Annotated in this window: 17 protein-coding genes; 14 read left to right on the top strand and 3 right to left on the bottom strand. The window is 31.3% G+C overall.

What is annotated here, in order from left to right:
* Positions 1–23 precede the first annotated feature (23 nt).
* Both VEU72_03105 and VEU72_03100 read right to left on the bottom strand, forming a co-directional pair.
* Positions 24–719: an acylneuraminate cytidylyltransferase family protein gene (locus VEU72_03105; protein HYL66121.1), complete on the bottom strand. Its 696-nt coding sequence runs from the start codon at positions 717–719 to the stop codon at positions 24–26.
* Positions 720–758: 39 nt separating this feature from the next.
* Positions 759–1,457: an N-acetylneuraminate synthase family protein gene (locus VEU72_03100; GenBank protein ID HYL66120.1), complete on the bottom strand. Its 699-nt coding sequence runs from the start codon at positions 1,455–1,457 to the stop codon at positions 759–761.
* 192 nt (positions 1,458–1,649) lie between these two features.
* Between VEU72_03100 and VEU72_03095 the strand changes: the two genes are divergently transcribed.
* From VEU72_03095 to VEU72_03050, 10 genes are all read left to right on the top strand, one after another.
* Entirely contained in the window at positions 1,650–2,774 is a 1,125-nt protein-coding gene (locus VEU72_03095) for an N-acetyl sugar amidotransferase (GenBank protein HYL66119.1), read from the top strand.
* A 44-nt stretch (positions 2,775–2,818) separates the two neighbouring features.
* On the top strand, positions 2,819–3,970 hold the full coding sequence (neuC, locus tag VEU72_03090; GenBank protein ID HYL66118.1) for a UDP-N-acetylglucosamine 2-epimerase: 1,152 nt from the start codon (positions 2,819–2,821) through the stop codon (positions 3,968–3,970).
* A 6-nt stretch (positions 3,971–3,976) separates the two neighbouring features.
* The gene (locus VEU72_03085) at positions 3,977–4,384 is read left to right on the top strand and encodes an acyltransferase (protein HYL66117.1); all 408 of its coding nucleotides are present in this window, start codon (positions 3,977–3,979) and stop codon (positions 4,382–4,384) included.
* A 72-nt stretch (positions 4,385–4,456) separates the two neighbouring features.
* Positions 4,457–5,758: a CDP-glycerol glycerophosphotransferase family protein gene (locus tag VEU72_03080; protein HYL66116.1), complete on the top strand. Its 1,302-nt coding sequence runs from the start codon at positions 4,457–4,459 to the stop codon at positions 5,756–5,758.
* Between the two features lie 21 nt (positions 5,759–5,779).
* Positions 5,780–6,454, top strand: coding sequence for an SDR family oxidoreductase (locus VEU72_03075; protein HYL66115.1), 675 nt, complete (start codon positions 5,780–5,782; stop codon positions 6,452–6,454).
* Positions 6,455–6,631: 177 nt separating this feature from the next.
* On the top strand, positions 6,632–7,642 hold the full coding sequence (locus VEU72_03070) for an N-acetylneuraminate synthase family protein (GenBank protein ID HYL66114.1): 1,011 nt from the start codon (positions 6,632–6,634) through the stop codon (positions 7,640–7,642).
* Complete coding sequence (locus tag VEU72_03065) at positions 7,639–8,460, top strand: TIM barrel protein (GenBank protein HYL66113.1); 822 nt, start codon at positions 7,639–7,641, stop codon at positions 8,458–8,460. Before VEU72_03070 ends, VEU72_03065 begins: the two co-directional genes overlap by 4 nt.
* Positions 8,457–9,446, top strand: a complete 990-nt coding sequence (locus VEU72_03060) for a GDP-mannose 4,6-dehydratase (GenBank protein ID HYL66112.1) — start codon at positions 8,457–8,459, stop codon at positions 9,444–9,446. The genes VEU72_03065 and VEU72_03060 overlap by 4 nt, the downstream gene beginning before the upstream one ends.
* Positions 9,447–9,462: 16 nt before the next feature.
* A complete protein-coding gene (locus VEU72_03055) occupies positions 9,463–10,212 on the top strand; it encodes an acylneuraminate cytidylyltransferase (protein HYL66111.1) in 750 nt (249 codons plus the stop codon).
* Complete coding sequence (locus tag VEU72_03050; protein HYL66110.1) at positions 10,209–11,393, top strand: DegT/DnrJ/EryC1/StrS family aminotransferase; 1,185 nt, start codon at positions 10,209–10,211, stop codon at positions 11,391–11,393. The genes VEU72_03055 and VEU72_03050 overlap by 4 nt, the downstream gene beginning before the upstream one ends.
* 64 nt (positions 11,394–11,457) lie before the next feature.
* Here VEU72_03050 and VEU72_03045 read toward each other — a convergent pair whose 3' ends face one another.
* Entirely contained in the window at positions 11,458–12,339 is an 882-nt protein-coding gene (locus VEU72_03045) for a class I SAM-dependent methyltransferase (GenBank protein ID HYL66109.1), read from the bottom strand.
* Between the two features lie 149 nt (positions 12,340–12,488).
* Here VEU72_03045 and VEU72_03040 point away from each other — a divergent pair, with 149 nt between their 5' ends.
* From VEU72_03040 to VEU72_03025, 4 genes are all read left to right on the top strand, one after another.
* Positions 12,489–12,656 (top strand): hypothetical protein, encoded by a 168-nt coding sequence (locus VEU72_03040; protein HYL66108.1) that lies wholly within the window; start codon positions 12,489–12,491, stop codon positions 12,654–12,656.
* Between the two features lie 134 nt (positions 12,657–12,790).
* Complete coding sequence (locus tag VEU72_03035; protein HYL66107.1) at positions 12,791–12,979, top strand: hypothetical protein; 189 nt, start codon at positions 12,791–12,793, stop codon at positions 12,977–12,979.
* 44 nt (positions 12,980–13,023) lie between these two features.
* Positions 13,024–14,127: a 6-hydroxymethylpterin diphosphokinase MptE-like protein gene (locus tag VEU72_03030; GenBank protein HYL66106.1), complete on the top strand. Its 1,104-nt coding sequence runs from the start codon at positions 13,024–13,026 to the stop codon at positions 14,125–14,127.
* Between the two features lie 60 nt (positions 14,128–14,187).
* Positions 14,188–15,843, top strand: coding sequence for a radical SAM protein (locus tag VEU72_03025; GenBank protein ID HYL66105.1), 1,656 nt, complete (start codon positions 14,188–14,190; stop codon positions 15,841–15,843).
* The last annotated feature ends 32 nt before the right edge of the window (positions 15,844–15,875 follow it).

Here is a 15,875-nt window from a genome sequence, read left to right as displayed (position 1 = left end):
ACCAAAAATTCAATAAAAAAAATTTAAATTTTAATTTTATTTTTTGCTATCATTTCCGCTATCTGAAATTCAAATTCTGTATCTATCATTAAACCAGTAGGAGGAAGAATTTCATAAGGAAGTGTATGCGGCATATAGAATCTTTTGTATTTTAACAATTTTTCAACATAAAATGTGAATAAACCATTTAGTTGATAGACGATTGGTGCATCTTGTCTGTTTTTAATCCTCCTGCTCTTTTTTTTACTAAATTTCAAAAAACCATTAGAATTTACTTCCATCATATTGAAATAGGGATTGTGATGTTGTCTATAAACTCCACAAACCATGTCACATCTTTTTCTTTTTAATAATTCAATAGACCCTCGGATGTCAATATTTCTGATGAACGGCACAGTACAATCTCGATTTATCATAATGTCAAATTCATATCCCAAGTAACGTAATTTTTCTATTGCATGAATTATGACCTCATACATTCCAGATGTATCACTAGCGAGTTTTTTTGGGCGAATAAACGGTATTTCAGCACCATATTTTTTTGCTATGGAAGCAATTTTATTATCTTCCGTAGAGACAATTACACTACTAAAGAGATCTGAATCAAGAGCACTTTCTATCGTGTACGCTATGAGTGGTTTTCCAGCTAATTTTCTTATGTTCTTTCTTGGTACTCCTTTTGATCCTCCTCTGGCACCTATAAAACAGATGGGTTTCATGTATGGAATTTCAATCCGAATCTAATATATCTATTCGAATTATTTTTTTATTTTCTCAGAAAGACGAATTAATGAAACTAGTTCTTCAAGTTCAGAATAATTAAAACTCACATTATTATCAAAGAAATTCTTTGATTTATCAGATGTAATGTGTACCTCTATTATTTTTGCGCCTAAGATAGCTGCAGTTACTGGTGCTATGATACTAGGAGAATGATTTGAAAAACCATGAAAATCTCTAAAATCTGTGAAATCTAATTCATTTAATTCACAAGGGTATTTAGGAACGCAATAAAGCCATTTTATTTGAGAATTTTTAAAATATTTGCTAGTACGTGGTGATGCATTACTACTCATGATTATTTCCTTATTCGTTTTCAATACTCTTTCGAACAAGGAGGTTGTTTCATTTTTTAATATAGGTCTACTATCACTCTCTCTAATTTTGAATCTTTTAACAAAGGGATCTAATAGATCTACAGCTTCGGCATACATGGGAGTACAAAACCACTCTATTCCAATAGATTTTGATAATTTATCAATTTGTTCTATGTTTTTTTTAGAAATTGAAGTTTTAATTAAACGAGAATTTTCTGGATGATTCTTAACTATGCTTTCATTAAATGCTTGGAATTTTACTGCATCAAAACCAGTTTTTTTTGCATTTAACATCATTTCATTTGCTAGATCTAAATCTCCGTCCCAATTAACACCAATTTCAGCCACTAAAAAAATCATATTTCATTCACTTTTTGGTCATATGACATAGCTAGAAGAAATCAAACCATGAATTAAGCATTATAGTTGTGTTTTGTCTCATAAATATATCTCTAATTTGTATACTAATTAATAGTGCAATTGTTATGATAATTGCTCTTATGCCATATACAGTGAAATCGATATATATGTTGAAATACAAAACTGAGTAAAATGAAATATTGTAAAAAATGTCTTATGCCAAATACAAGACCTGGACTTAAATTTGATGAGAATGGTATTTGTATTGCATGTATTAATTTTGAAAAACAAAAAACAACTGATTGGAATAATAGACTAAAAGAACTTAGAACTCTATGTGATAAGTATAGGGGAAGTAACGGTAATGGATATGACTGTGCTATTGCAGTTTCTGGAGGAAAGGACTCTCACTTTCAAATTTATATTATGAAAGAGGTGATGAAAATGAATCCGGTTCTTCTCACAGTTGGAAATACAGATTGGACTGAAACAGGAAGAAAAAACCTCGATAATATTTCTGATGTATTTGGATGTGAAATAATTGTATTACAACCCAATAGGCACATTACTAGAATATTAACTAGAAAAGCATTTGAGGAATTTGGTCAGCCATCTTGGTATGTTGATTCATTAATCTACGCATTTCCTTATCGCATGGCAATACAGCTAGGTGTGAAATTGTTAGTATATGGTGAAGATGTAAACTATACTTATGGTGGTAAGTATAATACAGAAACACCATCTGCAATGTTACAACCATCAAATGATGTTGTTAGACCTTTTCCAAAAAAATGGCTTGAAGATAATCAAATATCAGAAAAGGACTTGGCATCTACTATTCCTCCATCAGTTGAAGAATGCGAAAAATTTGGATTAAATCCAATTTATTTAAGTTATTTTGTGCCTTGGAATTCTGTACATAATTATGAAGTAGCAAAACGTTGGGGTTTTAGACACCTTGGACATGAATATGAAAGAGAAGGCTCAATTGATAATTATGACCAAATAGACTCATTGTCATATTTATTGAATCCTTATCTGAAGTACCTTAAATTTGCCCATTCCGTAGCTACCGATAATGCTTCCCGTTGGATAAGATATGGATTAAAAACCAGAGAAGAAATGATCCCTGTTGTTGAAGAATTTGATAAAAAATTAGATCAGGGAATTTTAGATAAATTTTGTGAATTTGTGGGAATATCAACTAGAGAATTTTGGAAAATTATGGACAAATGGTATAATCATGATTTCTTTGAGCAAGATAGGGATGGAGTGTGGCACCCCAAATTTAAAGTGGGAACGGGATTAATAAAATAACAAATTAAACCTAATATTATGAAAACTTGTTTATATCATTATAAATGAAAAAAAGAAAAATTTTAGTCACAACTGGAACAAGGGCAGAATATGGAATATTGCGCCCAATTTTACATGCTATATTGAAAAGTAAAAAATTAGATCTATACTTAATAGTTACAGGCATGCATTTATCTAAAAAACATGGGTTAACAATTAATGAAATTAAAAAAGATGGGTTCAAAATTTTTGCTACCGTTGATATGATTCCAAAAGGAGATACCACATATTTTATGTCAGAAGCAGTAGGAAGAGGAATCATCGAATTTTCCAAAATTCTTAACAAAGTACGACCTGATATTAATCTGATATTAGGTGACAGAGACGAAATGTTGGCATCATCTATTGCCGCCTATCACATGAATATTCCTAATGCGCACATACATGGAGGGGATAAATCTGGCGGTATTGATGAATACAATCGTCACGCTATTACAAAAATATCAAATATTCATTTTGCAGCAACTAAAAAAAGTAAAGAACGGATAATAAAAATGGGGGAAAATCCACGATATGTTTTTTTCACTGGTTCTCCTACTGTGGATGAAATTGCAAATAAACAGATCACTAGTAAAAGTAATCTGGAGAAAAAATATGGGATAAAGTTTACTGGAAAGGAAATTTTATTATTACAACATCCGGTTACTACACAAACTGAGCTTGCTGAAAAACAAATTCGAACTATACTTAATGCTATTGTCAAGACAAAAAGAATAACTATTGCAATTGGACCAAACTCAGATGCTGGGAACAACAAGATTTTTGAAACCTTGAAATTATTTTCTAGAAAATACCCTTTTATCAAAATGTATAGATCTATGCCAAGAAATGACTATCTTGGAATGCTAGAAAATTGTGGTGTATTAGTTGGTAATTCAAGTAGTGGCATGATAGAAGCTGGCTATTTTCATATCCCTGTTATTAATATTGGAACACGTCAAGAAGGTAGAGAGAGGAGTAAAAACGTATTTGACATAAAAGATACGGCAGTAAAAACGATTTATCGGACAATATCAAAAGCATTAAAATCAAGAAAAACTATAAACTCAATTGACAACTATATTTATGGAACTGGCAATGCTTCAAAGAAAATTACAAGTCTCCTTGAAAAACTTGATTTGAATAAGAATTTAATCCAGAAACAATTATCATATTGATAACAAATGAAAAAAAACCAACAAAGAAAATGGCAAAAACCGATCATTAAGCATAGCAAACTAACCAAATATAATTACATAGTTCAATATCCAGAAAAACTGATACTTGGTAAGAATTTTGACATTGGCACATTTACTTACATAAACAGTCAATACGGAGTTGAAATCGGTAACAATGTTCAAATTGGTTCTCATTGTTCAATTTATTCTAATTCTACCATTGATAAAAAACATGGAAGAATTGTTTTAAAGAATAACTGTAAAATTGGTACCCATAGTACTATAATGCCTAATGTAATAATTGGAGAAAATTCCATTGTCGGTGCATACTCATTTGTTAATAAAAATATCCCAAAAAATGAATTATGGATTGGCGTTCCTGCAAAATTCAAATCTAAGATAAAAATTATATGAAATAATATCTATTTTATTTAAACTTACAATATTTTTTACTGATAATATGAATAACCATTTATGATCAATTACATGACAAGCAATATGGATATTTTAAAAATTTTAATTCCACTACACACCATGCCTGATACTAAATCCTTTATCACATTATTTTTTGAAAATCTTTTGCCAGTTATACAAAATAGAACTAAAGTACAAATAATGTGGCTGGTTTATACTCCTGAAAAACTACCTGTAATACAGCAAAATAACTCGGAGAACATTATTTTAGATATTCATAATTATAAAAATGCTCTAGATGTAATCCAAAAGGAAAAACCTGATATCATCTATGCAAGCGAGACATGGCAGTTTATTGATTATGCCTTGTCTTCAACTGCCAAAGTTTTTCATATTCCAGTGTTTTGTGTGGTATACAGCAACATCTGGATTGCAAAAAGTGCCACTAAAAATATGATATCTAATTTAAGCCGGTTTTTTCAAGATTCAATTCCAACTGATACAGAACAACAAAAAAAGAAATTTATGCGAAGGGGTAGATTTTACATTTACAAATATCTTTTCATGTTAAGAACTATGATGGTCTTAAAGAAAGACAGATTACAATCCCTCTTTACTATTTGGAAATTTGTTCTCTCTGATCGACTTGATCCAAGATTTGCTAGTGAAACCATACAATTTTTGGAAAATGAAAGTCTCATAAAACAAAGACTTGATTTAGGTTTTAACAAATCAAACCTTATTGTAACTGGTAATCCAATTTATGATGCAGCTTTTCATAAAATGTCAAATCAAAAAGATACAGACAAAAAAGATGGTATTATTCGTGTATTATTTGCACCTTCAACATTGTACGAACATGGATTTTGGACTAGCAAGCAAAGAGAGTATGCTGTTCAAGAAACTGTTAAACAAATTGTACAAAATGGAAAGGAAATGTCATTAACAGTTAAAATTCATCCTTCGTCTTCGGTTCTCTCGGATTATAAATCGCTGATCCATTCAATAGACTCATCGATACCTGTTTACCAGAAGGGCGATATCCAGGATTTTCTAAAAGATGTTGATGTAGTAGTATCTTTTCAATCCAGCACTGCCGAGGTTTATGCACTGTTATCAAAAAGACCAATTATAATATGTAATTTTTTCAATATTCAGGGAGACGTATTTTTGGAACAAGGTTTAGCCATTGATTGTAAAGAGCCATCCTCAATAGTTTCATCAATTCATACTGCATTATTGTCTGATCTTCCATTAGAACAAAAGCGTGAAAATTTCATTAGGGAATTTATGTACAGGTGGGATGGACGTGCTGGAGAACGAATCTGTAATAAAATCATTGAATTAGTTGAGAAAAGAAAGGTAAATCAATAAACAAAGAGTTGAGTGTATGTGATGAGAAAAATAATAATTACTGGTTCTGAAGGTCTTCTAGGATCTGAAATTTGTAAGTTTTTTGAAAAGGACAATAAAATTTACAAATTAGATCTTGAATTAGGACATGATCTGACTGATGAAAAATTTGTAAAAAAATGGTTTAAGAATAACCATGCAAATTATTTGATAAATTGTTTTGCATTAAACGATCATGTAAATGCTGAAAGGAAAAAAAGAACTGTATTTGATATTCCATTAGAATCATTTTCCAATTATATGGAAGTTAACTTGACAGCACTATTTTCTGTTTGCAGAGAATTTGCAAGAAATAATAAAACAGGAGCAATTGTTAATTTTTCATCATATTTGGGAATAGTTTCCTCAAGACCTGATATGTATGAGGGCTCACACAAGGATATCGGCTACTGTGTATCCAAAGCTGGTGTAATACATCTTACAAAATATCTAGCTGTTCATTTTGCACCAAATATACGAGTAAATTGTCTTGTACCAGGTGGGACTTTCCTAAATCAAAGCAGTAAATTTGTTAAAAAATACTCAGAATTGACTCCCATGTCACGTATGATGAGAAAGAATGAGTTGAATGACTTGACTGATTATCTATGCAGTGAAAAATCTAGCTATGTTACAGGTGCAGCAATTGTTGTAGACGGTGGTTATTCTATATGGTAAAATTGCTACGTCTTTTCAAATCTTACACGTATGACTTTCAAATAAAGCAATTATAAAAAAAGGAAAATAGTTGCATAATCTATGGTAGAATGGCAAACAAACAAAAACAAGTCTCTCTGTAGTGATTAAGGATTGGAATACAGTTACAAAAATAAAATTAGAATTGGAGATAAGTTAGTGGGTATTGGAGAGCCATGTTATGTAATTGCAGAAATTGGAATAAATCATAATGGTCAAGTACCTCTAGCAAAAAAACTGATTGATGTTGCAGTAGAAGCTGGTGCTGACGCAGTAAAATTCCAAAAAAGATCTTTAGAAAGTATCTATAAAAATGATGTTTTAGAAAACCCAAATTTGGATAGCCAAGGACTTGAGATATTAATTAACGTTTTAAAGGAAGTTGAATTTAATGAATCGGAATATCAAGAAATAATTGAATATTGTAAGAAGAAAGAAATTCCTTTTTTGTGTACACCTTGGGATACTCACAGTGTAGATTTTCTTGAAAAATTTAATGTTCCAGCTTACAAGATTGCATCAGCTGACATGACAAATTTACCATTAATACACTACGTTGCAAAAGCAAAAAAACCACTAATTATTTCTACGGGGATGTCAACACTTGAGGAAATTGAAAAAACAGTCAATTTTGTAAAAAAAGAAAACATTCCTTTTATTTTGTTGCATTGTAATAGTACTTACCCTTCTCCAGTCGAATTACTTAATCTCAATCTAATCCCACTTTTAAGAACAAAATTTGATGTTCCAATTGGCTATAGTGGGCATGAACCTGGAATTATTCCCTCTCTAGCAGCCGCAAATATGGAATCTGTATTGATTGAACGTCATATTACCTTGGATAAAACTATGGAAGGAATAGACCAAGCTGCATCATTAGAACCAGACGAATTTAAAAATCTTGTACAATACATTAGAGAATCCGAAAAGGCAAAAGGTGAATCAATAAAGAAAATGACTAGAGGAGAAATTCTGCAACGTGAGGTACTTGGTAAAAGCATCATTTGTTCACTGGATATACATGAAGGAGATATTTTTTCAGAACAAAATGTAGAAATCAAAGGACCAGCAAAAGGACTTTCACCACAATACTATTATGATATAATTGGAAAAAAATCAACCAGAAATATAAAAAAGGGGCAATATCTGTTACCAGTAGATCTAAAATGATTCTAGGCATGAAAGTAAGAAAACATGATCTAGATGATATGTTAAAATTTAATCCTAAAACACTTGAATTTCATTTTTCTGATAGTGATTTAAATCTGAATATAGATAGAAATTTTGACCAGCAATTAATAGTGCATTGTTATGAATATTTTAACAGAAAATTGTTGGACATTGTGAGTTTAGAAGAAACCAATCAAATTCACTCACAAGAAAAAACACTAGAATTAATTCAAAAAGCTATTGATAAAACAATTTCTTTTAATGAACACTTTAAAGGTAAACCTACAATAATAATTCATCCTGGCGGTTATTCATTAAATGAACTAAATCCCTCTGTGATTCAAAAAATGAAAGATAAACTAGTAGATGCAGTAAAATACCTAGATATAAAAAATGTGAACTTTCTTTTAGAAAACATGCCTCCTTATGCTTGGTTTTTTGGTGGCAGATGGAATAGCAATGTATTTCTTGATGCCTCGGAAATGGTAAATTACTGTAAAGAAACAGGACTACGTGTATGTTTTGACTTGTGTCATTCTCAACTTTATTGTAACACAAAAAAATTATCATTAGTGGACGAATTACAAAAAATAGAAAACTATGTAGATCATTATCATTTATCAGATGCTGGAGGAATAGATGGTGAAGGATTGCAGTTTGGTGAAGGTGATTTACCATTCGAAAAAATAATACCGATCTTAAATAAATACAAAAACACTAGCTTTGCAATCGAAGTATGGAAAGGCCATGAACATGGTGGAGCAGGTTTTAAAGAGTTTTTAGATAAGGTGATTGAAAATGGATTGGTTGTAGGATGAAAAATGCATTAATTTTTGGAGTTACAGGACAAGACGGTTCCTATCTGGTTGATTTTCTTTTGAAGAAAAAATACAATGTTTATGGTACTTTTAGAAGAACAAGTCACAAATTATTTGAAAGATTAGAAGAGATGGACACATTTGAAAAAATAACCACAGTTAAAGCTGATCTCACAGATCAACTCTCTATTCAACAAGCAATTAAACAATCTCAACCAGATGAAATCTATAATCTGGCAGCTCAGTCATTTGTTACTGCCTCATTTCAACAACCAATTCTTACGGCAGATGTTACAGGTATTGGAGTAATACGCGTTCTTGAGGCAATAAAAGAATATGCGCCACATGCTAAATTCTATCAAGCTTCAACTAGTGAGATGTATGGCAATTATCCCGGAATAAAAAATGAAAGCTCGCCTTTTAAACCAAGGAGTCCATATGGAGCTGCAAAAGTTTTTGCACATCATATGACTGTTAATTATAGAGATGCGTACAATATTTTTGCATGTTGTGGGATTCTTTTTAATCATGAATCTCCATTAAGAGGATTAGAATTTGTAACAAGAAAAATATCTAGCACTTTTGCTGCAATAAAATTTAAAAAAACACAAAAACTTCATTTAGGAAATATACATGTAAAACGAGATTGGGGATTTGCAGGAGATTATGTAGAGGCAATGTGGTTGATGCTACAAAAACCAACTCCAGATGATTATGTAATTGCAACTGGAGAATCACATTCGCTAGAAGAATTTCTTACTTTGGCGGCTGAATATAGCGGATTGGGAGATTGGAATGATTTTGTTGAGATCGATGAATCAATCAAGAGGCCTGCCGATATTGAAGAATTAGTGGGCGATGCATCTAAAGCTAAGAAAGAATTAGGATGGAAACCAAAACTAAGTTTTAAAGAATTAGTAAAAACTATGGTTGAACATGATATTAATTATTATAAATTAAGAATGGATTCGTTAAATAACAAATAATTCAAATGATGCTATGATGGTCATAAAAGATGCGGCAATTGTAACAGTGCGTAATTCCTCCTCACGACTTCCTAATAAAGCAATTATGAAAATCAAAAGAGATTTGCGTTCTATTGATATTGTTATTGAAAGAGCAAAAAAAACAGATTTTCCTGTAATAATCGCAACTTCAACTGCTGTAAGTGATGATATTTTTGAGGAGGTTGCTAAACAACACAATGTACAAATTTTCAGAGGTTCTTTACTAAATAAACTAAAACGATGGTATGACTGTTTTAGCAAATTTAGTGTAGAGTATGCTCTTTTACTTGATGGAGATGATTTGTCAAGTAATTATGATATTGGTTTACGTGCAATGTTAAAACTAAAATCCAATAAATTAGATATTGTTGGTAATCCAGAAAACATCGTTACTGGTTTTTTTACCTATGCGATGAGTCGTAATGCGATTATTAAACTGTATAATGTTGCACCAAATGATGAGATTAATACTGATGTTATTATAAAATATATTGAAAAAGCCAATCTACCAATTTCTGAAATTGAGTTGAAAGATTATGAATGTAATAAAAATATCCGACTTACATTAGATTATGAAGAAGATCTGGCATTTTTTAGAAAATTATATGAAAATGTAGATATTCTAGAAAGCGGTAAAGGTATAATTGATTACTTGGAAAAAAATAAATCTATTTCAGAAATAAACTTTCATCGACAACAAGATTTCCTTAAAAATCAAGCAAAATTTAATGAGAGTGTAAAATGATCAAAGATAAAGGTTGGAAATTTAATGGTAACGAAAGAAAATACGTGGATGAAGTTCTAAAAAATGGTTTTGGGGCTTCTGAATCAGGTTCCATGAATGAGAGGCTAGAAAGAAAATTCGCTGAAATACACAATAAAAAATTTGCCATTACTGCAAACTCTGGAACCTCCACTCTTCATATGGCTTTGAATGCATTTGGGGTTGGTCCAGGTGACGAAGTCATTATTCCAGCACTTACTGTTGCAATGTGTGGTTTTTCTGTGTGGCAATGTGGCGCAACACCAGTATATGCAGATGTTTTACGTGACACTTTTTTGATGGATCCTGAAGATGTAAAAAGAAAAATTACTAAAAAAACAAAGGCGATTATGCCAGTTCATATGTATGGAAATATGTGCGATATGAACAAGATTATGGATTTATCAAATAAGCACAGGTTATTCGTGATTGAAGATTGTGCAGAATGTCTTTTGGCAAGAGATGATAAAGGAAGAAAATCTGGTACAATTGGGCATGTTGGAAGTTGGAGTTTTGAAAATTCAAAACATCTTTCAACAGGTGATGGTGGGATAGTTACTACCGATGACGAAGATTTAGCTACAAAAATGAGGCAGTTTGGCGGGGTTGGATTCAAGAATATTGGTGCCTCCACAGGTAAAGTAAGAATAGATCGAAGCAAATTCCAAGATCCTAATTATGAACGCCATAACATGATGGCTTATAATTACAGAATGCCAGAATTATGTGCTGCAATTGGTCTTGCACAATGCGAAAGAATAGATGAATTTGTTAACCTGAGAATGAAAATGGCAGAAGGATATTTGTCTATTATAAAAGATTCTGAATTGTTATTACCACAAAAAGTGCAATCAGGATTCATTAATACCTATTGGACATTTGCAGCACGATTTATGGGTCAAAACTATGGAATAAAATGGCATGATTTTAGGAAAAAGTATATGAAATTTGGAGGAGATGGAATTTACGCAGCACATCAATTAGTCAAAAATGAACCATGTTTTAGAGATAACAAAATTGGTTATGGTGACGTTCCAGTAGCAGAAACACTTCAAAAAGAATTGATGTTGTTTACAACAAATCAGAAAAATGAAGAAGAGCGAGCAATTCAGATGGAAGTAATGAGTAAAACATTGAATTATTTTAAAAACAATAAATCATAATACGAGTTTATTTTCAGATCAATTTCTATTTTAGAATGTTTATCATCTTTCAAATTGATTTTTTCTATACTGTGCCAACAGACATAATCGTATCACATTTCAAATTTTTTTCCAAGTTTTGTTTATATGATTTTTCTATCCATTCATACGGTTCAGGAAGACTGTATGTAGGTTCATTTAGTTGTGGTTTATTTGTTAATTTCCAGCTAATCATATTTTCTATACTATATCGTTGTACTCCAGAAATTTTGGCTTTAAACCCAGCAAAAGAAAAAACACACCTCAAGTTTTTTGGAGTAAAATAATGAAGATGTGCTCTTTGCCAATAAAACTCTCTATATGATTTATTTAGTTCGAGCTGAAAATCATCGTAATTTGGTACTTCTACTATCAACTTCCCTTTTGGTTTAAGCAATTTTTTTACATTTTTTAAGAAACTAATTGGATCTGCAATATGCTCTAAAACATGAAACATCACAATGGTATCGAAATTTCCAATATCAGGAGATTGCATGTTTATGTCTATATCTAAAATTTTTGCTCTTGTTACCTTTTTAGACATCATTCTTTTTTCTATCGAAATTTCAATTCCAGTGATATTGTATTTTTTTTTACGCATCAATTCAACAAAAAACCCATGACCAGAACCAACTTCCAAAATTTTTCCATTTTTTGGAGTAAATCTTCTGATAAAATTAACGCGTCTGATCGTATCATCTATGCTTTTTCTTCTGTGATCTTCTATATTCCCATAAAATTTGATATTTTTATTTTGCATGTCTTTATCGTAAAATTCTTTATCTTCACTTGGTGATGGTACTGGATATAGTTGAACATGGCTGCATTTTCTACATTTTAAAATCTTGTGTTTTATTGAATCTCTTACATGCGAAGAAATCTGATCAAATTTTGAATATTTGCATATGGCACAAGATTTACTACTCATTTTAATTAATATCCACTTTTTATTATATAAGATATAGTTTGTCATTTTATCGAAAAGTATTATAGAAATTATTTGATTTTAAAGGAGTAAACATTACTTGAGATAAAGAATAGCCATACTAAAATATTCAAATAACTAATAATATAATTATGAAAATTAAGATTTGTCCATCATGTAAAGAAAAATTTCCATGCAAGACAAATTCCTCATGTTGGTGTCATGAACTACCTCCAATTGTAATGGATTACAAAGATACTGGAGACTGTATATGTCCACAATGTCTCGAAATTCAAATAGGAAATAAAAAAACTAACTAGAATGATCTTATATTGCTAATTACAAACTATTTCATTTTATATCATATTCAGCATACAAATTTTATCATGAAAAATATTCATATTATAATCATCTACTAAAACTTAATATTCCATATAAAGACAATCTATTATAGATGAAGGCAAATTTTAATATTAAAAAAAATAATGAAATCAAAAAAGATGTGCAAAATAATGATGATCCTAAAAAAGATTTTACTGAATCAGAATTTGAAGAATTTATGAGTAAAACTGGTGCATCTGGTTCATTTATGATTTTTCGTTCTACTAAAAAAGAAAACGAACTTGGATTAGAGGAACTCTAAATCCAATAACCATTTAAAATCATTTAAAATCAATTAGTGTAGAAATGTCAGATGATGTTGAATTTTCAATTAATGAAAGTACGCTAGAAAAGATATTGTCTCTAAAGAAAAAGGCAGGTTTTGGTGAGAAAGGATGGGATGAATGGTTCAATCATTTTTTTACCAGTTCTATAAAGTCTACACAAGATGAAATAGAAAAAAAATGGGAGGAAGTTTACTATGATAAATTTTATGACGATTGGGTAAAAAATTTCTCTATAAATCTGAATAACATCTGGAACGAATCATCTGTAAAAGAACTGGGTCCTACCAAAGATCCAAATTACAAAAAAGAAGAACATTCTGCTATAGTAATAGGACGCGGTCCTTCAATAAAAAAATACAATCATCTGGAATTGCTTGCGAATAGCGATTATCAGGGATCTATAGTTTGCTGTGATGGAGCACTGATAACTGCCTTAAATGCAGGAGTTACACCTGAAAAGTTTACAAATTTTTATGTTGTTACAATAGACTCACGAAATGAAATTAGAAAATACTATGATGATAAAATAGTAGACAAATATGGCTCAAAAATAAAAGGAATTTTTTCAACTGTTATCAAACCATCTACTGTTGAACGTGCAAGACAAGCAGGAATAAAGATACATTGGCTTCACCCATTGTTTGATTATGACGAGGGCAAAAAATCATTTAATCAAATATCTGCATTAATGGTAAGAGCAAAAAATCATCCTAATGGCTTGCCTGCAATACAAACTGGGGGAAACGTGGGAACCTCATCTTGGTTTGTAAGTTGGCAAATTTTAAAATGTTCTACAGTTGCACTCATTGGAATAAATCATGGATGGAATGAAGACGATCCTCTGGAATTGATAATGACACATGGTTATACACATCCTTTAGTACAAATGAATAAAAACAGTTCTGCATTTCAACAATTATTTCCAAAAATTTACAATCCAGAATTTGATTGTACTTGCATCTTAGATCCTATATTTCAATATTATAGTAAAGCATTAAAAGAATTCATCTTGCGTTCACCGTCATGGGTTAACACTATTAACGCTACTGAAGGAGGATCAATCTTTGGTGAGAGAATAAAATGTACAACTTTGATCAAGTTTCTCAATATGTACAAAAAATGATTGTAATTGTAGATGATTTACTCAGATTCGTTTAAATAAGAAATTAGCAACTGTTTGTGTGTGAAAGTTCTATTAATAGTACCAGAAGTGAGATTAGATGACAAACCTTTTGATATTCCGTTTTGGGCTGGCATATTAGGTGCAATTGCAGAACAAAAAGGCGCTCAAGTTGGAATTCTAGATTTAAACGCACTTAGAATGAATTATGATGGTAGACTAGTACCTACAAAAATAATTGAGGAGGAAATAGGTCTTGCAAAATGGGATCTTATAGGAATAGGTGGTCTTACTACAGCATATCGCCGTATCAAACAATTAGTACCTATAATACGAAAGTCATGTCCTGATTGTACTTTGATAAGTGGTGGTGGTTGGGCAACTTATAATCCAGATGAAATTTTACAACTTGTCCCAGATATTGATATGATATGTGTAGGAGAAGGGGAGGAAACCTTTGCAGAAGTTTATGATGAAATAAATCATGGTACTCGAAATTTCGAAAATGTTAAAGGATTATGCTTAAACAATAATGGAAAAATCAAGTTTACACAACCGCGAGCATTAATTTCTAATCTAGATACAATTCCATATCCTGCTTACCATCTCTTAGAAATGGATATTTATTTTAGATATTCATCTCTTCCGATGTCAGTAGAATCATTTAATTCTAAAAAGAGAGTAAATGTAGTTTGGGAAAGAGGCTGCCCTAGGGGATGTACATTCTGCTCTCATAATGGAATGTCACGTATTGATATACAGAATATTTATGGAGCAGGTGATAGAAAGAAGGGAGAAGAAATCGTAAGGCAAGTTGACAAAGACAATGACACATTTCAACTACCTGCTAGATGGCCTACAGTAAGATATGCGGTTGAGAACATAAAGTTTTTGCGAGAAAAATATGGTGTAGATTTTGTATTTTGTGTTGATGAGAATATGACTAGCAATTTAAAATGGACAAAGGAATTCTGCAAACTGTACGTAGAAGAGGGATTGAATGAAGTAGTCAAATGGGGAACATTAGGTGATGCACCTAGTGTTGCTGTACAGCCCACTATTGTGAAGACCATGAAAGATGCTGGATGTGCTTTTATTTCGTTTGGATTCGAATCTGCTTCGGACAAAGTCCTGAGTCAAGACATAGGAAAGGGCCAAACGCAAACACATTTACAAAAAACAATCGACACTGTGAAAAGTGTAGGACTCCGTCCCATTACGACTTTTATGATCGGAAATCCACATGAAAACATTAACGATTTAATGGAAACAGTAACGTTTTGGATGCGAAATAATATAGAAATTAATCCATTCATATGTACTCCATATGTTGGTAGTCCGATATACTATGACAACAAAGAATTCTTACTACAACAATATGATGATAGGCTAAAGATGGCAAAAGACAATTCTAATGTGGATAAAGAAACAATTGCAAAATGGAAATTACAGGCACTGGATAAATTTATGCAAGATTGCGGAGATGCTACACAGTATACAGCCACAGTGAGCCAATATTTTACAATCCCAGAATTGTTTGCATTGAAGCAATTCATGTATAAACATGATACAAGACGAATGTTACAAATGGCTCACCAAAGATACGAGCAAACTGGATTGGAGCAATGGAATCATAGTGAAAAATGGGCTAAATACTGTGATATCTGTATGGCAAAACAAGAATTAAAACTTCAATTAAATCTGCCGTCAAATAATTAACCGTTCTAATATTTGGAACTATCAAGAATACA

This window comes from Nitrosopumilaceae archaeon (assembly GCA_035631875.1).
GTDB lineage: Archaea > Thermoproteota > Nitrososphaeria > Nitrososphaerales > Nitrosopumilaceae > TA-20.
The sequence above is the reverse complement of the archived record's forward strand: the minus strand, read 5'-3'. Positions and strand labels throughout refer to the sequence as shown.